At 69.8% G+C, this 21,656-nt stretch carries 20 protein-coding genes; 10 read left to right on the top strand and 10 right to left on the bottom strand.

The window, feature by feature from the left end:
- Window positions 1-386: 386 nt before the first annotated feature.
- The 4 genes from AB0D29_RS07100 (at window position 387) to AB0D29_RS07085 (ending at window position 4,144) form a co-directional block, all read left to right on the top strand.
- Entirely contained in the window at window positions 387-1,910 is a 1,524-nt protein-coding gene (locus AB0D29_RS07100) for a nucleobase:cation symporter-2 family protein (protein WP_362852561.1), read from the top strand.
- A 98-nt stretch (window positions 1,911-2,008) separates the two neighbouring features.
- Window positions 2,009-2,755 (top strand): DNA repair protein RecO, encoded by a 747-nt coding sequence (gene recO, locus AB0D29_RS07095; protein WP_319723794.1) that lies wholly within the window; start codon window positions 2,009-2,011, stop codon window positions 2,753-2,755.
- Window positions 2,756-2,766: 11 nt separating this feature from the next.
- A complete protein-coding gene (locus AB0D29_RS07090) occupies window positions 2,767-3,585 on the top strand; it encodes an isoprenyl transferase (protein WP_314244869.1) in 819 nt (272 codons plus the stop codon).
- 22 nt (window positions 3,586-3,607) lie between these two features.
- Window positions 3,608-4,144, top strand: coding sequence for a YcxB family protein (locus AB0D29_RS07085; protein WP_362852560.1), 537 nt, complete (start codon window positions 3,608-3,610; stop codon window positions 4,142-4,144).
- 30 nt (window positions 4,145-4,174) lie between these two features.
- Here the strand turns inward: AB0D29_RS07085 and AB0D29_RS07080 are convergent, their stop codons facing one another.
- From AB0D29_RS07080 to AB0D29_RS07065, 4 genes are read right to left on the bottom strand one after another with little or no spacing between them, the layout of a single operon-like run.
- On the bottom strand, window positions 4,175-4,606 hold the full coding sequence (locus tag AB0D29_RS07080; RefSeq protein WP_362852559.1) for a transcriptional repressor: 432 nt from the start codon (window positions 4,604-4,606) through the stop codon (window positions 4,175-4,177).
- A gap of 51 nt (window positions 4,607-4,657) precedes the next feature.
- Window positions 4,658-5,521 (bottom strand): metal ABC transporter permease, encoded by an 864-nt coding sequence (locus AB0D29_RS07075; protein ID WP_362852558.1) that lies wholly within the window; start codon window positions 5,519-5,521, stop codon window positions 4,658-4,660.
- A complete protein-coding gene (locus AB0D29_RS07070) occupies window positions 5,521-6,312 on the bottom strand; it encodes a metal ABC transporter ATP-binding protein (protein ID WP_362852557.1) in 792 nt (263 codons plus the stop codon). The genes AB0D29_RS07075 and AB0D29_RS07070 overlap by 1 nt, the downstream gene beginning before the upstream one ends.
- 26 nt (window positions 6,313-6,338) lie before the next feature.
- Complete coding sequence (locus AB0D29_RS07065; RefSeq protein WP_362852556.1) at window positions 6,339-7,313, bottom strand: metal ABC transporter substrate-binding protein; 975 nt, start codon at window positions 7,311-7,313, stop codon at window positions 6,339-6,341.
- Window positions 7,314-7,468: 155 nt separating this feature from the next.
- Here AB0D29_RS07065 and AB0D29_RS07060 point away from each other — a divergent pair, with 155 nt between their 5' ends.
- Entirely contained in the window at window positions 7,469-8,851 is a 1,383-nt protein-coding gene (locus AB0D29_RS07060; RefSeq protein WP_362852555.1) for a glycine--tRNA ligase, read from the top strand.
- A 77-nt stretch (window positions 8,852-8,928) separates the two neighbouring features.
- Here AB0D29_RS07060 and AB0D29_RS07055 read toward each other — a convergent pair whose 3' ends face one another.
- The 4 genes from AB0D29_RS07055 to AB0D29_RS07040 all read right to left on the bottom strand — a co-directional run bounded on the left by AB0D29_RS07055 (window position 8,929) and on the right by AB0D29_RS07040 (window position 11,889).
- On the bottom strand, window positions 8,929-9,663 hold the full coding sequence (locus AB0D29_RS07055; protein WP_362852554.1) for a VC0807 family protein: 735 nt from the start codon (window positions 9,661-9,663) through the stop codon (window positions 8,929-8,931).
- A 141-nt stretch (window positions 9,664-9,804) separates the two neighbouring features.
- Window positions 9,805-10,398, bottom strand: coding sequence for a TetR family transcriptional regulator (locus tag AB0D29_RS07050; RefSeq protein WP_362852553.1), 594 nt, complete (start codon window positions 10,396-10,398; stop codon window positions 9,805-9,807).
- A 21-nt stretch (window positions 10,399-10,419) separates the two neighbouring features.
- The gene (locus AB0D29_RS07045; RefSeq protein WP_362852552.1) at window positions 10,420-11,478 is read right to left on the bottom strand and encodes an aldo/keto reductase; all 1,059 of its coding nucleotides are present in this window, start codon (window positions 11,476-11,478) and stop codon (window positions 10,420-10,422) included.
- Between the two features lie 54 nt (window positions 11,479-11,532).
- Window positions 11,533-11,889 (bottom strand): DoxX family protein, encoded by a 357-nt coding sequence (locus tag AB0D29_RS07040; protein ID WP_362852551.1) that lies wholly within the window; start codon window positions 11,887-11,889, stop codon window positions 11,533-11,535.
- 79 nt (window positions 11,890-11,968) lie between these two features.
- On the opposite strand from AB0D29_RS07040, the gene AB0D29_RS07035 reads away from it, so the two are divergent.
- Window positions 11,969-12,424 carry a MarR family winged helix-turn-helix transcriptional regulator gene (locus tag AB0D29_RS07035; protein WP_362852550.1) on the top strand — a complete coding sequence of 152 codons (456 nt, stop codon included), beginning with the start codon at window positions 11,969-11,971 and terminating at the stop codon, window positions 12,422-12,424.
- A gap of 90 nt (window positions 12,425-12,514) precedes the next feature.
- Here AB0D29_RS07035 and AB0D29_RS07030 read toward each other — a convergent pair whose 3' ends face one another.
- Window positions 12,515-13,963, bottom strand: coding sequence for an MFS transporter (locus tag AB0D29_RS07030; RefSeq protein ID WP_362852549.1), 1,449 nt, complete (start codon window positions 13,961-13,963; stop codon window positions 12,515-12,517).
- 52 nt (window positions 13,964-14,015) lie between these two features.
- Here AB0D29_RS07030 and dusB point away from each other — a divergent pair, with 52 nt between their 5' ends.
- The 3 genes from dusB to AB0D29_RS07015 all read left to right on the top strand — a co-directional run bounded on the left by dusB (window position 14,016) and on the right by AB0D29_RS07015 (window position 19,620).
- On the top strand, window positions 14,016-15,158 hold the full coding sequence (gene dusB / locus AB0D29_RS07025) for a tRNA dihydrouridine synthase DusB (protein ID WP_361761303.1): 1,143 nt from the start codon (window positions 14,016-14,018) through the stop codon (window positions 15,156-15,158).
- Between the two features lie 364 nt (window positions 15,159-15,522).
- Window positions 15,523-18,231, top strand: coding sequence for a pyruvate, phosphate dikinase (gene ppdK, locus AB0D29_RS07020; protein ID WP_362852548.1), 2,709 nt, complete (start codon window positions 15,523-15,525; stop codon window positions 18,229-18,231).
- 390 nt (window positions 18,232-18,621) lie between these two features.
- A complete protein-coding gene (locus AB0D29_RS07015; protein ID WP_362811823.1) occupies window positions 18,622-19,620 on the top strand; it encodes a winged helix-turn-helix domain-containing protein in 999 nt (332 codons plus the stop codon).
- A gap of 216 nt (window positions 19,621-19,836) precedes the next feature.
- Here the strand turns inward: AB0D29_RS07015 and AB0D29_RS07010 are convergent, their stop codons facing one another.
- Window positions 19,837-20,997, bottom strand: a complete 1,161-nt coding sequence (locus AB0D29_RS07010) for an alkaline phosphatase PhoX (RefSeq protein ID WP_362852547.1) — start codon at window positions 20,995-20,997, stop codon at window positions 19,837-19,839.
- A 236-nt stretch (window positions 20,998-21,233) separates the two neighbouring features.
- Here AB0D29_RS07010 and AB0D29_RS07005 point away from each other — a divergent pair, with 236 nt between their 5' ends.
- Window positions 21,234-21,647 carry a VOC family protein gene (locus AB0D29_RS07005; protein ID WP_362852546.1) on the top strand — a complete coding sequence of 138 codons (414 nt, stop codon included), beginning with the start codon at window positions 21,234-21,236 and terminating at the stop codon, window positions 21,645-21,647.
- The last annotated feature ends 9 nt before the right edge of the window (window positions 21,648-21,656 follow it).

Raw genomic sequence — 21,656 nt, 5'->3', positions numbered from 1 at the left:
GGAATCATGCCCTCAGGTTTGCGCCACGGAATGAAGTGAACCCTGCGCGGGCTGGTCGCCGCGGGTGGTATTCGCAGTCGCGCAGCAGGGGTGGGCATCCGGGCGGAATCTTCCCTTACTCCGCGGGCGGGCGGTGCGCCATGGGAGAACCCTCCAAAGCGAAGATCGCCAAGCCTCAACACTTTGTAGAAGTCGACGATATCTGTGAGCGTCCCCACAGGCGTTCAATTCCGGTCACACGGGGAGACGCGGCCGGTAACACAGGCGGGCTTCGATTCACGTGAACGCACTGACAACCCTGGCGGAAAACGGGATAGCGACCCACTCCGGCCAGGGATAACCAGAGATTCCTCTCAGTTACCTACCTTTTGAAGGGCAAGGCAGAGATGGCACGTGTCGCCGCCCGGCTTTCCGAAAACGGAGAGCGGAGCACGCACCCGGTCGACGAGGTGCTCCCCCTCCCCAAGCTCGCGCTGTACGGCTTCCAGCACGTACTCGCCTTCTACGCCGGTGCGGTGATCGTCCCGATCATCGTCGGCAACGCGCTGAAGCTGAGCCCTGAACAGCTGGTCTACCTGATCAACGCGGACCTCTTCACCTGCGGTATCGCGTCGATCATCCAGGCCTGGGGCATCGGCCGGATCGGTGCGCGACTGCCGCTGATCCAGGGCGTGACCTTCACCGCCGTGTCCCCGATGATCGCCATCGGCCTCGGCGCGGGCGGTGGAACCGCCGCCCTGCTCGTCATCTACGGCGCGGTCATCACCGCCGGCATCGCGACCTTCGCCTTCGCCTGGCTGCCGGCCAAGGCGTTCCGGGCGGTCATGCGGCTGTTCCCGCCGGTCGTCACCGGCACGGTGATCACGGTGCTGGGCATCGTCCTGATCCCGGTCGGTCTCAACGACGCGGCCGGCGGCCTCGGCAGCCCCGACTTCGGTGACCCGAAGAACTTCGCCTACGCCGGCGGCACGATGCTCTTCATCCTCGTCCTGATGAAGCTCGGCAAGCCGTTCCTTTCCAGCATCTCGATCCTGCTGGGCCTGGTCGTCGGCACCACCGTCGCCTTCCTCCTCGGGGACGCGAAGTTCGGCGACGTGAGCAATTCCGACTGGGTCGGTGTCAGCACCCCGTTCCACTTCGGGGTCCCGAAGTTCGAGTGGTTCCCGATCGTCCTGATGCTCATCGTCATGCTGATCACCATGGTCGAGACGACCGGCGACACCTACGCCGTCGGCGACATCGTGGGCAAGGAAGTCGACAGCGAGACCGTGGCCCGCGCCCTGCGCGCCGACGGCGCCGCGACCGCCCTCGGCGGTGTCCTCAACTCCTTCCCGTACGTCGCCTTCGCCGAGAACGTCGGCCTGGTGCGGATGACGAAGGTGAAGAGCCGGTTCGTGGTCGTCGCGGCCGGTGTATTCATGATCGTCCTGGGACTGCTGCCCAAGGCCGCCGCGATCGTCGCCGCCGTCCCGCACGGAGTCCTCGGCGGCGCCGCGACCGTCATGTTCGCCATGGTCGCCCTGGCCGGCATCCAGACCCTGGCCAAGGTGGACCTCAAGGAGGAGAAGAACGCGCTGATCGTCGGCGTCTCCCTCGCCTTCGCCCTGCTCCCCGCGACCGTCCCGGTCTTCTTCACCAAGCACATGGACGCGGACCTGTCCTCGCTCCTCAACAGCGGTGTCACCCTCGGTGCCACGGCCGCCATCGTCCTCAACCTGGTCTTCAACGGCCTGGCCAAGGACGGCGCCCACGACACCCCCGGCACTCCCGCCGCCGACGCCGCCCCCGCCCCCGCCCCGGACGACGCCCCCGCCCCCGACGCCGCCAAGGCCGAGCTGCCCGCCCAGCCGGTGGCCGCCCCGGCCGGCGCCGAGAAGGCGGACGACGCGGAGACGTCCTCCGCCGGCTGATCCTCCCAAGGGGTGGTGGCCCCTCGTCCGGACCCCAGGTCCGGGCGAGGGGCCACCGCTGTCCCCGAGCCGGTACCCGCACAGGCGACAATGGGCGCATGAGTCTGTTCCGCGACGACGGCATCGTGCTGCGCACCCAGAAGCTGGGTGAGGCGGACCGCATCATCACGCTGCTGACCCGGGGCCACGGCCGCGTGCGGGCCGTCGCCCGCGGGGTCCGGCGTACGAAGTCCAAGTTCGGCGCCGGGCTGGAACCTTTCTCCCACGCCGACGTGCAGTTCTTCGCCCGCGGCAGCGAACTGATCGGCCGCAGCCTGCCGCTCTGCACCCAGACCCAGATCATCGCCCCGTACGGCAACGGCATCGTCACCGACTACGCCCGCTACACCGCCGGCACCGCCATGCTGGAGACCGCCGAGCGGTTCACCGAGAACGAGGGCGAGCCCTCCGTCCAGCAGTACCTGCTGCTCGTCGGCGCCCTGCGCACGCTCTCGCGCGGCGAACACGAACCGAACCTCATCCTCGACGCCTTCCTGCTGCGCTCCCTCGCCGTCAACGGCTACGCGCCCAGCTTCGACGACTGCGCGAAGTGCGGGATCCACGGCCCCAACCGGCACTTCTCCGTCGGCGCGGGCGGAGTGATATGCGGGGACTGCCGGGTGCCCGGCAGCGTCGTACCCTCGTCTGAGGCCATCGCCCTGCTCAGCGCCCTGCTGACGGGCGACTGGGGGCATGCCGACGCGTGCGAGGCGCGTCACGTGCGGGAGGGCAGCGGGCTGGTCTCCGCCTATTTGCACTGGCATCTGGAGCGCGGGCTACGCTCCCTGCGATACGTCGAGAAATAGGAGCTGGGCACATGGCACGACGCGGGATTCTGGGGCGCTCTCGCCGCGAGTACAAGGTTCCCGAGCCGCACCCGTCCGGCGCGGTCCCGCCGAAGATCCCCGGCGAGCTGGTCCCGAACCACGTCGCGGTCGTCATGGACGGCAACGGCCGCTGGGCCAAGGAGCGCGGTCTGCCGCGCACCGAGGGCCACAAGGTCGGCGAGGGCGTCGTGCTCGACGTGCTCAAGGGCTGCCTGGAGATGGGCGTCAAGAACCTCTCGCTGTACGCCTTCTCGACGGAGAACTGGAAGCGCTCGCCCGACGAGGTCCGCTTCCTGATGAACTTCAACCGTGACGTCATCCGGCGCCGCCGCGACGAGATGAACGAGCTGGGCATCCGCATCCGCTGGGTCGGCCGCATGCCGAAGATGTGGAAGTCGGTCGTCCAGGAGCTCCAGGTCGCCCAGGAGCAGACCGTCGACAACGACGCGATGACCCTGTACTTCTGCGTGAACTACGGCGGCCGCGCCGAGATCGCGGACGCGGCGCAGGCGATCGCCCGCGACGTGGCGGCCGGCAGGCTGGACCCGTCGAAGGTCAACGAGAAGACCTTCGCGAAGTACATGTACTACCCGGACATGCCGGACGTGGACCTGTTCCTGCGCCCGAGCGGGGAGCAGCGCACCTCCAACTACCTGCTCTGGCAGAGCGCGTACGCCGAGATGGTCTTCCAGGACGTGCTGTGGCCGGACTTCGACCGCCGCAACCTCTGGGCGGCCTGCCTGGAGTACGCGCAGCGCGACCGCCGCTTCGGCGGCGCCGTCCCGAACCAGGCCGAGGGATCGGCCTGAGCGTCGTCTACGCTCCCGTGTCATGAACATGAGCGGGGAGCAGGCGCAGCAGGTGGAGCAGGCCGTATTCGGGTACCGGCTGACGATCGAGGACTTCCGGCAGGCCGTACGGGCCCGCGCCCGGAAGACGGGGGCGGGCCGGGCGGAGATGGCCCTGATCCCGCTGCTGACGACGGGCCTCGTGACGATGTTCGGCCTGCTCCGCGGACTCCTGCCGGCCGTCATCGTGGTCAGCGCGGTGCTGGGCCTGGGCGCCGGGCTCATCGGTGGGGTACGGAGCCGGCGCGGCATGGCCCGCCGGCTCCACGGGGTGACGACCCCGTACGGGGAGTGCCGCACGGTGATCGACGAGCGGGGCACCGCGACCACGGGCGAGACCATGTCCTACACGTACGACTGGCAGCTCTTCACGGAGTACGTGGAGACGCCGGATCTCTTCGTCCTGGTCGGGGGCCCGCGCGCGAGCTGCCTCGCGGCGCTGCCGAAGCGGGGAGCCCAGGAGCCCGCCGACATCGACCGCCTGCGGGCGATCCTCGACCGGAACCTGCGCAGGCTCTAGGCCGGATCCGGAAGATCGCCCGGACAGGGCCTAGGTAGCGGTCGCCGCGCAGTCGGCGCAGGTGCCGAAGATCTCCACCGTGTGGGCCACGTTCACGTAGCCGTGCTCGGCCGCGATGGATTCCGCCCACTTCTCCACGGCCGGGCCCTCCACTTCGACCGCCTTGCCGCACTTGCGGCAGACCAGGTGGTGGTGGTGATCGCCGGTGGAGCAGCGGCGGTAGACGGACTCGCCGTCGCTGGTGCGCAGGACGTCGACCTCACCGGCGTCCGCGAGCGACTGGAGGGTGCGGTAGACGGTGGTCAGGCCCACGGAATCGCCACGGTGCTTGAGCATGTCGTGGAGTTCCTGGGCGCTGCGGAACTCGTCCACCTCGTCCAGGGCCGCCGCCACGGCCGCCCGCTGCCGGGTGGATCGCCCTCGTACTGGCGCGGTATTCATCTCGCCAGGCGCAGTCGCCACCGGTTCCTCCTCGTATCGGCCTGCCGCCATTGTGCCAGGCGGCCGAGGCCTCTAGACCTTTACGTCGTCCCGCGTGCACACCTCTTCGGCCACGCGGGACGCCTTGGCCCGCCGCCGGGCCAGGGGCGCGGACAGGGCCGTCAGCACCATGAAGACGCCGATGGCCAGCAGGACGATCGTCGCGCCCGAGGGCACGTCCATGTAGTAGGTGGCCGCCGTGCCGGTCAGGGAGACGGTCACGCTGATGGCCATGGCCAGGCCCAGCGTGGTGGCGAAGCTGCGGGTGAGCCGCTGGGCGGCCGCGACCGGGATCACCAGCATCGCGCTGACCAGCAGCAGGCCGACGATGCGCATGGCGACGGTGACGGTGACCGCCGCGGTGACCGCGATCAGCAGGTTCAGCGCGCGCACGGGCAGGCCGGTGACGCGGGCGAACTCCTCGTCCTGGCAGACGGCGAAGAGCTGCCGGCGCAGGCCGATGGCGACGACGAGGACGAACGCGGCGAGGATCGCCATCGCGGTCACGTCCTCGGTGGCGACCGTGGTGATCGAGCCGAACATGGAGCCCAGGAGGCTGGCCGTCTGGCCGCCCCCGAGGTTGATGATCATGACGCCGCCGGCGAGGCCGCCGTAGAAGAGCATGGCGAGGGCGACGTCCCCGCTGGTCCTGCCGCGGGCGCGGATCAGCTCCATGCCGACGGCGCCGAGGACGGAGACGAGGGTGGCCATCCAGACCGGGCTGGTGTGCAGCACCAGGCCGAGGGCGACGCCGGTCATGGCGACGTGGCCGAGGCCGTCGCCCATGAGTGCCTGGCGGCGCTGGACGAGGTACGTGCCGATGGCGGGGGCCGTGATGCCGACCAGGGCGGCCGCGATCAGCGCGCGCTGCATGAAGGCGTAATCGAGGATGTCCATCAGCTCAGCAGTCCCGTCCGCAGGGGCTCGGCGTCGTGCGCCGCGTGGGGGTGTACGTGGTCGTGGCCGGGCAGGGCGTGCTGGCCCACGGCCTCCGGGGGCGGGCCGTCGTGTACGACGCAGCCGTCGCGCAGGACGACGGCGCGGTCGATCAGGGGCTCCAGCGGGCCCAGCTCGTGCAGGACCAGCAGGACGGTGGAGCCGGCGGCGACCTGCGCGCGCAGGGCGCTCGCCAGGACCTCCTGGTTGGCGAGGTCCACGCCCGCCATCGGCTCGTCCATGATCAGCAGTTCGGGTTCGACGGCGAGCGCCCGGGCTATGAGGACGCGCTGGTGCTGGCCGCCGGAGAGGGCGTCCACCGAGACGTCGGCGTGCCCGTCCATGCCGACCAGGGCCAGGGCGTGCTCTATGGCGGCCCGGTCGGCCTTGCGCAGGAGTCCGAAGCGGGTGCGGGCGAGCCGGCCGGAGGAGACGACCTCGCGGACGGTGGCGGGGACCCCGCCGGCGGCGGTGGTGCGCTGCGGGACGTACCCGATGCGCGACCAGTCGCGGAAGCGCTTGAACTCCGTGCCGAAGAGGCTGAGCGAGCCGTCGGTCAGCGGGACCTGGCCGACCACGGCGCGGACGGCCGTGGACTTGCCGGAGCCGTTGGCGCCGAGCAGGGCGACGACCTCCCCGCGGTGGACGGTGAGGTCGATCCCGCGCAGCACGGGGCGCGAGCCGAGCGAGGCCGTGGCCCCGCGCAGGGATATGACGGGCTGGTCGTCCGCCGGGCGGGGCGTGGACTGCATGGCTCGCGCCTCCGTTGCTGCTGCCATTACTTGCTACCGAGTGCCTTCTGGAGGTTCTTCAGGTTGGACCGCATGACCTCGAAGTAGTCAGCGCCCTGGGACTTGTCGCTGATTCCCTCGAGCGGGTCGAGGACGTCGGTCTTCAGTCCGGTGTCCGCCGCGAGGACCTTGGCGGTCTTGTCGCTGGCCAGGGTCTCGAAGAACACGGTGGAGACATTGTCCTTCTTCGCGACCTCCTGGAGCTCCTTCATCCGGGCCGGGCTCGGCTCGGACTCGGGGTCGACGCCGGAGATGCCCTCCTGGTCCAGGCCGTAGCGCTCGGCGAGGTAGCCGAAGGCGGAGTGGGTGGTGATGAAGGTCCTGGAGGCCGTGTTCTTCAGGCCGTCCTTGAACTCCGTGTCCAGGGCGGTCAGTTGGCCGACCAGCTCGTCGGTGTTCTTCCGGTAGTCCGCCGCGTGGGCGGGGTCGGCCTTCTCCAGGGCGGCGCCGACGCCCTTGGCGATCTCCGCGTACTTGGCGGGGTCGAGCCAGACGTGGGGGTCGGTGCCGGCCTCGCCGTGGCTGTGGTCGTGGCCCTCGCCCTCGGCGTGGCCCTCCTCGGCGCCGTGGTCGTGGCCGGAGGAGGCGTGGGCCTCCAGCTTGGTGAGGGTCGCGGCGTCGACGACGTTCTTCACGCCGGACTGGGCGACGGCCTTGTCGACGGCGGGCTGCAGGCTCTTGAGGTAGAGGACCACGTCGGCCTCGCCGAGCTGCGCGGTCTGCCGCGGGGTGATCTCCAGGTCGTGCGGTTCGACGCCCGGCTTGGTCAGGCCGTCGACCTTCACGTGGTCCTTGCCGATCTGCTCGGCGAGGAACTGCATCGGGTAGAACGACGCCGTCACGCCGAGCTTGCCGTCCTTGCTGCCGGTGGCAGCGCCTCCGGAGCAGGCGGTGAGGGCCGTGGCGCCGAGGGCGACGGCTCCGGCGAGGACGGCGGTGGGTATGAGGCGTCGTACGTTCATGACATCCATTTTCATCAAAAATGGAAACGATTGTCAAAAACCCTGGTGGGGAGGCCGGGCGGGCGGCCGTAGAAGGGGATCCGATTTGAAAGGGGGGGTGCGGGCGCCGGTAACCTAAAGACTTCGCCGTTCGTCCTCGTAATGAAGAGAGCACCGTGGCCGCCGACAAGATCGACACCATCGTCAGCCTGAGCAAGCGCCGTGGCTTCGTTTTCCCGTGCAGTGAGATCTACGGCGGCTCCAAGGCCGCCTGGGATTACGGCCCGCTGGGTGTCGAGCTCAAGGAGAACATCAAGCGCCAGTGGTGGAAGGCGATGGTCACCGGACGTGAGGACATCGTCGGCATCGACTCGTCCGTGATCCTGGCCCCCGAGGTCTGGGTGGCCTCCGGCCACGTCGCGACCTTCTCGGACCCGCTGACCGAGTGCACCGCCTGTCACAAGCGCCACCGCGCGGACCACCTTGAAGAGGCGTACGAGGCCAAGCACGGCCGCCTGCCCGCCAACGGCCTCGCCGACATCAACTGCCCCCACTGTGGCGTGAAGGGCCAGTTCACCGAGCCCAAGCAGTTCTCCGGCATGCTGGAGACGCACCTCGGCCCGACCCAGGACACCGGCTCCAAGGCGTACCTGCGCCCGGAGACCGCCCAGGGCATCTTCACCAACTTCGCCACCGTGCAGACCACCTCGCGCAAGAAGCCCCCGTTCGGCATCGCGCAGATGGGCAAGTCCTTCCGCAACGAGATCACCCCCGGCAACTTCATCTTCCGCACGCGCGAGTTCGAGCAGATGGAGATGGAGTTCTTCGTCAAGCCGGGCGAGGACGAGCAGTGGCAGGAGTACTGGATGGCCGAGCGGTGGAACTGGTACCGCGACCTCGGCATCCGCGAGGAGAACATCCGCTGGTACGAGCACCCGAAGGAGAAGCTGTCCCACTACTCGAAGCGCACCGCTGACATCGAGTACCGCTTCAACTTCGGTGGCAACGAGTTCTCCGAGCTCGAAGGCGTGGCCAACCGCACCGACTTCGACCTCAAGGCCCACTCCGCCGCCTCCGGTCAGGACCTCGTGTACTTCGACCAGGAGACCAAGGAGAAGTACACCCCGTACGTCATCGAGCCGGCGGCCGGTGTCAACCGCGCCATGCTCGCCTTCATGCTCGACGCGTACGTCGAGGACGAGGCCCCGAACGCCAAGGGCGTCATGGAGAAGCGCACCGTGATGCGCCTCGACCCGCGCCTGGCCCCGATCAAGGTCGCCGTCCTGCCGCTGTCCCGCAACGCGCAGCTGTCGCCGAAGGCCAAGGGCCTCGCCGCGGACCTGCGCAAGTTCTGGAACATCGAGTTCGACGACGCGGGCGCCATCGGCCGCCGCTACCGCCGCCAGGACGAGATCGGTACGCCGTTCTGCGTCACCGTCGACTTCGACACCCTGGACGACAACGCGGTGACCGTGCGCGAGCGCGACACCATGAAGCAGGAGCGCGTCTCCCTGGACCAGATCCAGAGCTACCTCGGCAGCCGTCTGCTCGGCTGCTAGGTCAGGACGCACGAAGACCGGTGGCCCGGTGCGCGGGAAGCGCACCGGGCCACCGGTCTTTCGTCTTCCGCGACGGGTCAGGCCGTGGAGCCCCCGGCGGCCTCGGTCGCCCCGGCCGCCGCCTCGGCTTCGGCGGCCTCGGCGGCGCGGCGCTCGCCCTCCGCCTGGGAGCGCTTGCCGTACATGGCGGTCCACACACCCAGCGCGCCGAGCACCGCGTAGATCATGATCGGGCTGAGGGTCACCATGGTCTTGGTGCTCAGCGTGTACGCCAGGATCACGCGGACGACGGCCTCGATGACGTAGGCGACGCCCCAGACCAGGGTCATCCGGGTCAGGGTGGTCCGGAAGCCCTCGTACTGCCACAGGCCGTTCCACCAGGCCGTGCTCTCGGGAGTGCCGTCGGTGGCGAACTTGCGGCCGAAGTAGAACATCAGCGGGCGCTTCGCCAGCAGGGTGGACAGGCAGAGCAGCCCGAACAGCCCGGTCACGGCGGAGTCCTTGACCAGCAGCGCCCGCGCCGAGGGGTCACCGACGAGTGTGACCCCGGCCGTGATCACTATGAACACCAGGGTGACCACGGCGAATTCGTCGAGCTTGCGGTGCCAGGCCACGCTGATGACGCTGTCGAGCACGGGCCAGGCGCTGCTGAGGAGCAGCGCCGAGAACTCGCTCCAGCCGTGGTCGTCCACGAGCGTGTTGTACGTGATGATCGGCGCGATCACGTTGAGGCCGATGGTCAGGATCCAGCCGATGGCGGTCGCGGCCCCCGAGCGGGCGGGAGGCGCGGGTCGTGCTACTTGGGTGGACAAGGTTCCCCCTGGAACGAGCCTGATGAAGTGCGGTAGGGGGACCGTAGAGACGCGGGGGTGACATGGACAAGACGAGCGTGCCCAAAATGATCATCAAGTTCTGCGGACCGACAGGTTCCGGACAGGCCCCGCCGGCCCGGGTCAGGCGCGCAGACCCCGGATGACCAGCGTGGTGACCGCCTCGAACTCCGTGAAGATCGTGGGTGAGAGCCAGTCGGCCGCGTACTGCGGGTCGTGGAAGCGGCCGGTGGCGTCGAAGACCGCCCGGGCGGCGCCCGGCACGTCCTCGGCGGCGAGCGTCCCGGCGGCGACGCCCTCCGCGATGATCCGGGCCAGCTGGTCGATCAGCTCGGCCAGATGCGCGTCCACCACGCCGCTGTTCTCGGCGAGCAGCACGGTGTAGGTCGCGAACAGCTCCGGATCCGCACCCGCCTTGTGGCGCTTGGCCTCGAAGAGGGCCCCGAGCCACGCCTCCAGCTTGGTGGGGGCGCTCCCGGTGGGTGCCGAGGTGATCTCCTCCAGCATGACCACGCTCTTGGCGAGCCAGCGGTCCGTGACGGCCTCGCGCAGCGCCGCCTTGGACGGGAAGTGCCGGTACACACTGCCGTGGCTGACGCCGAGGGCGCGCGCCACGTCCACCACGGTCGCCTTGGTGGGGCCGAAGCGGCGCAGCACCTCCTCGGTGGTCTCGAGGATGCGCTCGGGGGTCAGGGGCTCGGCGGCAGCGGGGGACATGGGTACGACCGTACCGTCAGCTCAGTGCTCGCTGTCGAGGTGGGCCATCTGGGCCTGCGGGTACCTCTCGCCGGCCGCCGCGCCGGCGGGCACGGCCTCCTCGATGGCCGCCAGGTCCGCGGCGCTGAACGTGATGTCCATGGCACCCAGTGCCTCGGCGAGCCGGTCCCGGCGCCGGGCGCCCACCAGCGGTACGAGGTCCACGCCCTGCCGGGGGCCCTGTGCGAGCACCCAGGCGATCGCGGTCTGGGCCACACTGACCCCCTTGTCCTCGGCGACCTTGCGCAGGGCCTCGACCAGGTCGAGGTTCCGGTCGAGGTTGTCGCCCTGGAAGCGGGGGCTCATGCCGCGGAAGTCGCCCGGGGCCAGCGAGCGGTCGCGGGTGAAGTGGCCGCTGATCAGTCCGCGGGACAGCACTCCGTACGCCGTGATCGCGATCCCGAGCTCACGGGCGGTCGGCAGGATCTCCTCCTCGATGCCGCGGGAGATCAGCGAGTACTCGATCTGGAGGTCGGAGATCGGGGCCACGGCGGCGGCCCGGCGCATGGTGTCCGCGCCGACCTCGGACAGGCCGATGTGGCGCACGTGCCCGGCCTGGACCGCCTCGGCGATGGCCCCGACCGTCTCCTCGATCGGCACGTCCGGGTCCACGCGGGCGATCCGGTAGATGTCGATGTGGTCCCGGCCGAGCCGCTGGAGCGAGTAGGCCAGGAAGTTCTTGACGGCCGCGGGCCGCCCGTCATAGCCGGTGAAACCGCCCTCGACGGTGCGCAGCGCGCCGAACTTCACGCTGGTCAGCGCCTGCTCGCGGGCTGCGGCGGGCGCCGTGCGCAGGGCTTCGTTGATCAGCAGCTCGTTGTGGCCCATGCCGTAGAAGTCGCCGGTGTCGAGCAGCGTGATGCCCGCGTCCAGGGCGGCGTGGATGGTCGCGAGGGACTCGGCTCGGTCGGCCTCGCCGTAGAGGGCGGACATCCCCATGCAGCCCAGCCCCAGCGGGAAGACGGAGGGGCCGGTGCTGCCGAGGGTGGTCGTCCGCGTGGTCGTCTGGGTGGTCGTCTGAGTGTTCTCGTTCTTCGTCATGGAACGAGAATGGCATGACGGATGACAGATTTCAACATCTGTCACTCGTCCGTGTCAGGCGAGGATCCGCAGGGCCAGGGCCGCCGCCGCGACCACGGCGAGAACGGCAGCCGGTGCGAGGTCGTAGTCCTTGACGCGCAGGTGGCTGATGACCGCGCCGATGAAGTAGAGGGTCACGCCGATGGCGGCGGCCACGCCGAGCGGCGTCACCCACAGGCCGGCGACCAGGCCGATCGCCCCGGCGGCCTTGAGGGTGGCCAGCCGCGGCAGCCACGCGTCCGGGACCTGGACCTTCTGCATGCTCGCCACGATCTGGTCGTTGCGCTGGAGGGTGAAGGTGGCGGAGGCGGCGAGGACGAGGGCGAGCAGGCCGCCGACGACGGCGTAGGCGATGAACATGAGGGTCTCCAATGGTCGATCGTGTCGAATCATTGAATAGCATCAACGATATCTCCAACGCAATCATTTCTCGATTGCTACGATGTGGACCATGACGGCAGATCAGGACGGACCGCACCCCCCGCAGCGGCTGGGCCTGCTGCTCGCCTGGCACGGAGCGGTCACCCAGACCCGGATGAAGAGGGCGCTCAGCGCCGCCGGGCTCACCCCGCGGCACGCGATGACGCTGATGCACCTGGAGGGCGGCCCCATCAGCCAGCGGGCGCTCGCCGAGCGGCTGGAGGTGGACCCGAGCGTGCTCGTCGGGATCCTGAACGACCTGGAGGGCGACGGCCTGGCCGAACGCCGCCGCGACCCGGCCGACCGGCGCCGTCACAACGTGGCCATCACCGCCGCCGGGGAGGCCGCCCTGCGCAAGACGAACGCCGCCCTCGACGAGGTCGAAGGCGGCATGTTCGCGGGATTGTCTGAGCAGGAGTGCGAACTCCTGCGCGGCCTCCTCGGCCGGGTCAACACCTCGGCCGAGGACTTCGACTGCGACGAATAGGCGCCGTGCGGGCCGGCCGCCCGGCCAAGGCCAAGCGCCCGGTCAGGCGCCCGGCCAGGCGCCCGGTCAGGCGCCCGGCCGGGCTCGCGGTCAGGCGCGCGGCGAACCCGCCGTCGCGGACGGACTGACGGGCTCCTCCAGGGTGCGGGCCGTGCGCTCCGCCGTCGCGCGGGCCCAGCTGCCGCTCGTCACCGCACCCACGACCAGCACCGCCAGTCCGCACAGCGTGATGATCCACCAGGCCGGCTGGGCCGCCCCGGAGAAGTCGGAGCCGCCGGCCAGCCCCGCCGCCAGGACCGAGCCGATGACCGCCACGCCCAGCGTGCCGCCGGTCTGGCGGCTGGTGGAGGCGATGGCGGCCGCGACGCCCGCCTGGGAGCGCGGCATCCCGGACACCGCCGTATTGGTGATCGGCGCGTTCACCATGCCGAAGCCGAGCCCGAACAGCACGTACCCGGTGAACAGGAGCGGGTTGGAGGTCTCGGCCTCGAACAGGGCGAACAGCAGCCCGCTCGACGCCATCGCCACGCCCGCGATCAGCAGGCAGATCCGCGGCCCCCGGCTGCCCACGAGCCGCCCCGCCAGCGGCGCGAACAGGACGGTCAGGGCCGCCATCGGCAGCATGTAGAGCCCGGCGTGCAGGGCGCTGAGCCCCCGTACGTCCTGGAGGTACAGCGTGTTCAGGAAGAGGAAGCCGGCCAGACCGGCGAAGGCGCTGATCGCGATCACGGTCGACCCGCTGAAGGGCGCGCTCCGGAAGAACCGGAGGTCGATCAGCGGCTCCTCGCGCCGGGGCTCGTAGACCAGCAGCCCCACGAGCGAGGCCACGGCCACCACCGCGCACCCCATGATCAGCGGCGAGCGCCAGCCGGCGGCCGGGGCCTCGATGATCCCGTACGTCAGACTGCCGAGCAGGGCGATGACCAGCACCTGGCCCACCGGGTCCGGACGCCGCGGCCGGGCCGCCCGGGACTCGGGGATGTGGCGCAGGGTCAGCACGAGCGCGGCCAGACCGATCGGCAGGTTGATCAGGAAGATCGAGCGCCAGCCCACGGAGTCCACCAGCACCCCGCCGATCAGGGGCCCGGCGGCCATGGAGACGCCCCCGACCGCGCCCCACACGCCGATGGCCCGGGCCCGCTCGGCCGGATCGGTGAAGGTGTTGGTGATGATCGACATCGCCACCGGGTTGAGCATCGCGCCGCCGATCGCCTGCACCATCCGGAAGACGATGAGCCAGTCGAGGCTGGGGGCGAGCGAGCACAGCAGGGAGCCCAGGCCGAAGGCCAGCAGGCCGGCGACGAACACCTTGCGGCGGCCGATCCGGTCGGCCGTGGAGCCCGCGAGCATCAGCAGCGAGGCCAGGACCAGGGTGTACGCGTCGATGGTCCACTGCAGCCCCGCGACCGAGGCGTCGAGTTCTCGGCGCATCGACGGCAGCGCGACGTTGAGCACGGTGTTGTCGAGGCTGACGATCAGCAGGCTCATGCAGCAGATCGCCAGGACGAGCATGCGCTGCCGGGGACTCGGCTCGATCATGCCGCCGATGCTACGTCTGCCACACCCCCTCGGCATGCGGGACAATGGGCGGATGACCACGCTCCCTCCGCCCCTCGCGATCGGCCCGCACACCGTGCAGCCCCCGGTGGTGCTCGCGCCCATGGCCGGCATCACCAATGCCCCGTTCCGTACCCTCTGCCGGGAGTTCTCGGGCGGCAAGGGGCTGTTCGTGAGCGAGATGATCACGACCCGCGCCCTGGTCGAGCGCAACGAGAAGACCATGCAGCTGATCCACTTCGACGAGACCGAGAAGCCTCGCTCGATTCAGCTGTACGGGGTCGACCCGGCGACGGTCGGCAAGGCCGTCCGGATGATCGTCGAAGAGGACCGCGCCGACCACATCGACCTCAACTTCGGCTGCCCGGTCCCCAAGGTCACCCGCAAGGGTGGCGGCTCGGCCCTCCCGTACAAGCGCAACCTGCTCCGCGCGATCCTCCGCGAGGCCGTCGCGGGCGCCGGCGACCTGCCGGTCACCATGAAGATGCGCAAGGGCATCAACGACGACCACCTCACCTACCTCGACGCCGGCCGGATCGCCGTCGAGGAGGGGGTCACCGCGATAGCCCTGCACGGACGGACCACGGCCCAGCACTACGGCGGCACCGCCGACTGGGACGCCATCGCGCGGCTCAAGGAGCACGTGCCGGAGATTCCCGTGCTCGGCAACGGCGACATCTGGTGCGCCGAGGACGCCCTGCGCATGGTCCGCGAGACCGGCTGCGACGGCGTGGTCGTGGGCCGGGGCTGCCTGGGGCGGCCGTGGCTGTTCAACGACCTGGTGGCGGCCTTCGAGGGCCGCCCGGAGGACTTCCACAAGCCGACGCTGCGCGAGGTCGCGGCCACCATGCACCGGCACGCACAGCTGCTGGGGGAGTGGATCGGCGACGAGGCGCGCGGGGTGATCGACTTCCGTAAGCACGTGGCCTGGTACCTGAAGGGCTTCTCGGTGGGGTCCGAGATGCGCAAGAGGCTCGCGGTCACCTCTTCCCTGGCCGAGCTGGACGCTCATCTGAGCGAGCTGGACCTGGACCAGGCATGGCCCGAGAGTGCGGACGGCCCGCGCGGTCGGACGTCCGGAAACAACCGAGTTGTCCTGCCGGACGGCTGGCTGAAGGACCCGTACGACTGCGCGGGTGTGAGCGAGGACGCTGAACTGGACACCTCCGGAGGCTGACAAATCGCCCTCCGTGGCGCGTGATATACGCCACGCATGGGAAGGGTTTCGCTCAGATGAGCACTGAAGTCACGGGTAAGACTTTCAAAGGGTGGCACTGGGTGCCACCCTTTGTGCGTTCAACTCTTGAACGCAAATGGATCGATGATCGCTCATCCGAGCGTGATTACGCCTCAGAAGCACCCTCCTCGTTCGAGAGGTGAACGCTCTTCGTACTTTCTGATTACCCATGAGTTACTTTCGATCTGCTGGCGCACGGGTGGTTACAGCCGCATGACGACCAAGTGGACGTACCCAGAAGCCTTCGATCTGGGTATGTTCCTGGCCGTCAGGGCAGCCACCGAGCCTCGAGGAGTCGAGACCCGTGTCGGAAAACAAAGATCAGAAGTTCGTCTACGACTTCACCGAGGGCAACCGCGACCTCAAGGACCTTCTCGGCGGCAAGGGAGCCAACCTCGCCGAGATGACCAACCTGGGTCTGCCGGTCCCTCCCGGCTTCACCATCACCACCGAGGCCTGCAAGGTCTACCTCGAGAGCGGCACGGCCCCGGCCGCGCTGCGCGAAGAGGTCAGCGCCCACCTTGCGGCCCTCGAGGCGAAGATGGGCAAGAAGCTCGGACAGTCGGACGACCCGCTGCTGGTCTCCGTCCGCTCCGGCGCCAAGTTCTCGATGCCCGGCATGATGGACACCGTCCTGAACATCGGTCTCTCCGACGAGTCCGTGACCGGCCTTGCCTCCCAGGCCGGTGACGAGCGCTTCGCGTGGGACTCGTACCGCCGCCTCATCCAGATGTTCGGCAAGACCGTCCTCGGCGTCGAGGGCGAGCTCTTCGAGGACGCCCTCGACGAGGCCAAGGCCGCCAAGAAGGTCACCGTCGACACCGACCTCGACGCCGCCGACCTGAAGAAGCTGGTCAAGCACTTCAAGAAGATCGTGGCGAAGGAAGCCGGCCGCGAGTTCCCGCAGGACGCCCGCGAGCAGATGGACCTCGCCGTCGAGGCCGTCTTCAACTCGTGGAACACCGACCGCGCCAAGCTCTACCGCCGCCAGGAGCGCATCCCGAGCGACCTGGGCACCGCGGTCAACATCTGCTCCATGGTCTTCGGCAACCTGGGCCCCGACTCCGGCACCGGCGTCGCCTTCACCCGCGACCCCGCCAGCGGCCACGCGGGCGTCTACGGCGACTACCTCCAGAACGCCCAGGGCGAGGACGTCGTCGCGGGCATCCGCAACACCGTCCCGCTCGCGGACCTGGAGGCCATCGACAAGGCCTCGTACGACCAGCTCATGACGATCATGACGACGCTGGAGAACCACTACAAGGATCTCTGCGACATCGAGTTCACCATCGAGCGCGGCCAGCTGTGGATGCTCCAGACCCGTGTCGGCAAGCGCACCGCCGGCGCCGCGTTCCGCATCGCCACCCAGCTCGTGGACCAGGGCCTGATCGACGAGGCCGAGGCCCTCCAGCGCGTCACCGGCCACCAGCTGGCGCAGCTGATGTTCCCGCGCTTCGACGAGGGCGCCAAGACCACCCTGCTCGGCCGCGGCATCGCCGCCTCCCCGGGCGCGGCCGTCGGCAAGGCCGTCTTCGACTCCTACACGGCCGTCAAGTGGTCCCGCTCGGGCGAGAAGGTCATCCTGATCCGCCGCGAGACCAACCCGGACGACCTGGACGGCATGATCGCCTCCGAGGGCATCCTGACCTCGCGCGGCGGCAAGACCTCGCACGCCGCCGTCGTCGCCCGCGGCATGGGCAAGACCTGTGTCTGCGGCGCCGAGGAGCTCGACGTCGACACCAAGCGCCGCCGCATGACGGTCGGCGAGACGGTCATCGAAGAGGGCGACGTCGTCTCCATCGACGGCTCCACCGGCAAGGTGTACCTGGGTGAGGTACCCGTCGTACCCTCCCCGGTCGTCGAGTACTTCGAGGGCCGCATGCACGCCGGCGCCGACGACGCCGACGAGCTCGTCGCCGCCGTGCACCGGATCATGGCCTACGCGGACCGCGTCCGCCGCCTGCGGGTGCGCGCCAACGCCGACAACGCCGAGGACGCGCTGCGCGCCCGCCGCTTCGGCGCCCAGGGCATCGGCCTGTGCCGCACCGAGCACATGTTCCTCGGCGAGCGCCGCGAACTGGTGGAGCGACTGATCCTCGCGGACACCGACAGCGAGCGCGACGAGGCACTCAGTGCCCTTCTGCCGCTACAGAAGAAGGACTTCGTCGAGCTGTTCGAGGCGATGGACGGCCTGCCCGTCACCGTCCGCCTGCTCGACCCGCCGCTGCACGAGTTCCTGCCCGACATCACCGAGCTGTCGGTGCGCGTCGCCCTCGCCGAGTCCCGCCAGGACGCCAACGAGAACGACCTGCGCCTGCTCCAGGCCGTGCACAAGCTGCACGAGCAGAACCCGATGCTGGGTCTGCGCGGCGTCCGCCTCGGCCTGGTCATCCCCGGTCTGTTCAAGATGCAGGTCCGGGCGATCGCCGAGGCCGCGGCCGAGCGCAAGAACGCCAAGGGCGACCCGCGCGCCGAGATCATGGTCCCGCTCGTGGGCACCGTCCAGGAGCTGGAGATCGTCCGCGAGGAGGCCGACCAGGTCATCGCCGAGGTCGAGGCCGCCACCGGCACCAGCCTCAAGCTGTCCATCGGCACCATGATCGAGCTGCCGCGCGCCGCGCTGACCGCCGCCCAGATCGCCGAGGCCGCGCAGTTCTTCTCCTTCGGTACGAACGACCTGACCCAGACGGTGTGGGGCTTCTCCCGCGACGACGTCGAGGCCAGCTTCTTCACCGCGTACCTGGAGAAGGGCATCTTCGGGGTCTCGCCCTTCGAGACCATCGACAAGGACGGCGTCGGCGCACTGGTCCGCAGCGCGGTCCAGGCCGGCCGGGCCACCCGCCCCGACCTCAAGCTCGGCGTCTGCGGCGAGCACGGCGGCGACCCCGAGTCCGTCCACTTCTTCCACGAGGTCGGCCTCGACTACGTCTCCTGCTCGCCCTTCCGGATTCCGGTGGCGCGCCTGGAGGCCGGTCGTGCGGCCGCCGAGGCGAAGGGCAGCGACAGCCGCTGACCCCCCCCGGGCCCTGCCAAGGGCTCCCATAGACCGCGCCTGCCCCCGGGTTCCCTGACTGCCCGGTGGCGGGCGCGCCTATTTCCGTTGTTCAACAAATCTTTACGCCAGCAGGCGGTGGACGGATCCCCACCCGTCCACCGCCGCTGTCATTCTGCCGGGCACGTCGGCGCTTCCCGGTGCGACCGACCGCCAGGCCCCGCAAAGCCCCCCACGGCCTTCACGGAGCGTTTCGGTCGCATCGGAGTGTGCCCGGCGGAGTACAGGATTTCGGTTGTCACGCCCCTGCCGAAAGGGGTTTCAACTGTGGCCGAAAGGGCGTGGTGACAACGTGTGACGGCATGCATACTCATGGGGCGGGGGGATTGCGGTTGCACAGGTGGGGGTTCGGTGCTGCGTATCCATTTCACTGGAGTGGACCTGGCACGCGTACGGATGGCAGGGCGTCCCGATGCGTTGTGGGAAACGATTCTCAGCTTTCACCGCTTAAGAGACCGGCGCGATGCCCGGTTGTTCGGTGAATGGCGTACGGAAACCCGGAGCAGGTTGAATAGTGAAACACGCACGCTCGGTATGCTCATACCGAGTCGTGGTTATTTCCCCGATTTCCTGACCCCCGTGGAGGGGCAGTACGGGTGGGACGTGGGCCTCGACGCGCTGCGCGGGATCCGTCCCGAGCGCATGCGGCGCGAGCTGCAGCTGCTGGGCGCCGGTGCGCCGATGACGCCGCGGCTCCGGGAGTTCATGGACAGCGGTGACAAGCAGCTGCCGCGGCTCATGGGCGAGCTCCGCGCGTACCACCGGGCCGCCGTGGAGCCGTACTGGACGCACATCCAGGCCCAGATAGAGGCCGAGCGGGCCGCGCGCGGCCGGGCCCTGCTGGACGGGGGCGCGGACGAGCTGCTGGACTCGCTGCCGCCGATGCTGCGCTGGCGGGCGCCGGTCCTGGAGTGCGACTACCCGGTGGACCGGGACGTACGGCTGCGGGGGCGCGGGCTGCTGCTCCAGCCGTCCTTCTTCTGTCGGCGCACCGCGGTGACCCTGCACGATCCGGAGCTGCCGCCGGTGCTGGTCTACCCGGCGGCGGCGCAGTTGGCCTCGGCGCCGGCGGGGGGTGAGGCGGCGCGGCCCGTGGAGGAGCAGCGCCAGCGCACCCTGGGCAAGCTGGTGGGGCACACGCGGTCGGTGGTGCTGCGGGCCATAGGGGACGGGGCGACCACCAGTGAGCTGGCCCGCCGGGCCGGGGTCTCGCTGGCGTCCGCGAGTCAGCACGCGTGCGTGATGCGGGAGGCGGGGCTGGTGACCACGTTGCGGCGGGGGAACGCGGTGCTGCATACCGTGACGCCGCTCGGGGCCGCCCTGCTGAAGGGCGGGGCCGTCGCCTCATGACGGTGGCCGCACCTCGGTGGGGTGAACCCGTCGGGGTGCGGCCGGTTGTGCGGGTGCCGGTCCGTTGCGGGGGCGCTGCCCCCGAGCCCCCGCGCCTCAAACGCCGGCGGGGCTGAGAGAGCGGGGCTCCGCCCCGGACCCCGCGCCTCAAACGCCGGCGGGGCTGGATGGTGCGGCCGGCTGGATGGCGCGGCCGGGCCGGATGGTGCGGCGAGGCTAGAGGCGGAACGGGCCCGTGACCTCGTAGGTGATGCCGGCGGAGGAGCTGCCGGTGGTGCCGCGCTGGCTGGAGAAGTAGAGGCGGTTGCCGGCCGGGGAGAAGGCCGGGCCGGTGATCTCCGAGGAGGACTGGCCGGTGATCCGCAGGAAGGGGGCCACCACGTCGTCCGGGGTGATCACACAGATCTCCATGTTGCCGCCGTCCTCGGCGACGTACAGGTCGCCGAACGAGGAACCGGTGACGTTGTCGACGCCCGTCAGCGGGGCCGCGCCGCCGGGGACGAGGGAGTCGTCGTAGGCCAGTTCGTACGTGTTGTTGGTGAGGTTGAGCTGCCAGACGCGGTTGTCGCCCTTGGTGGTGAACCAGACCGTGTCGTTGGCGTAGTGGCAGCCTTCGCCGCCGTTGAACTTCTTCGAGCCGGACACCTGGCTGCGGGTCGCGGTCGGGGAGCCGTCCGGGTCGGGGACGTTGGCCCAGGTGAAGGAGCCCGAGGTGGCGGTGCCGGCCTTGAGGACCTGGAGGGTGCCGGAGGAGAGGTTGCCCCAGGTGGTCGGGATGAACCGGTAGAAGCAGCCGCTCGTCTCGTCCTCGGTCAGGTAGATCACCTGGCGCACCGGGTCGGCGGCGGCCGCCTCGTGCTTGAAGCGGCCCATCGCGGGACGCTGCACGGACGCGTTCACGCCGTACGGGTCGGTCTCGTAGACGAAGCCGCGGTCGACCTCCTCGCAGGACAGCCAGGTGTTCCACGGGGTCTTGCCGCCCGCGCAGTTCTGCCGCGTGCCGGAGAGGATCCGGTAGGCGCCGGTGACGCTGCCGGAGGAGTTGAACTTCACCGCGCTCGCCCCGCCGGAGGGGTTGATCTCCGAGTTGGACACGTAGATCCAGCCCGAGCCGTCGGCGAAACACGCGCCGCCGTCGGGAGCGCTGTGCCAGGTGTACGAGGTGCCGCCGACGGTCTGGCCCGAGCGGGCGATCACCCGGCTGGTGAAGCCGCTGGGGAGCATGATGCCGTTGGCGTCCGCCGCGCCGAGCGCCCCGTAGGGTCCGGCGCCGGGCTGGGCGGGCGCCGCGTAGGCGGCCCCGTGCATCAACGTGCCGCCGAAGGCGGCGGCCGACGAGCCGATGACGGCGCCGCGCAGGAAGGTACGACGTTCCACGGTCACTCCTGTGGGAGGAAGGCCCCCGCACCCGGTCGAGCGCGGGGTCGCACGCGTGGAGGAACCTAGGAGGCGCCCGTTGCCGGGGCGCCAACTCCTCATGACGCACGAGCGACCGCTCGACGTTCAAAAAAACTTCGCGGGGAGCGATGAGTTCCTCGCGGCCCCGCGGTCTACCTCCCGAAAGCACCGAGCGGCACGCACCGAGCACCGCACCCGAGAGAAGAGGGACCCCGATGTCCGCCACCATGATCTTCGTCAACCTGCCGGTCAAGGACCTGGAGTCCAGCAAGACCTTCTGGGGCAAGCTGGGCTACACCTTCAACGCCCAGTTCACCGACGAGAACTGCGCCTCGATGGTCATCAGCGACACCATCGTCGCGATGCTCCTGACCGAGGACCGCTACAAGGACTTCACCCACAAGGAGATCGCGGACGCGACGAAGACCTCCGAGGTGCTGCTCTGTCTGAGCGCCCCCAGCCGCACCGCCGTCGACGAGCTGGTGGACGGGGCCCTGGCGGCCGGCGCCACCGAACCCCGCCCCGCCCAGGACCACGGCGTCATGTACGGCCGCGCCTTCGACGACCTCGACGGCCACACCTGGGAGATCATGTGGATGGACCCGGCCATGGTCCAGGACCAGGGCTGACCGTCCCGC

This window comes from Streptomyces sp. NPDC048424, from assembly GCF_040651555.1.
Classification (GTDB): domain Bacteria; phylum Actinomycetota; class Actinomycetes; order Streptomycetales; family Streptomycetaceae; genus Streptomyces.
Note: the sequence above shows the minus strand (reverse complement) of the source record. Positions and strands in the feature narration are given on the sequence as shown.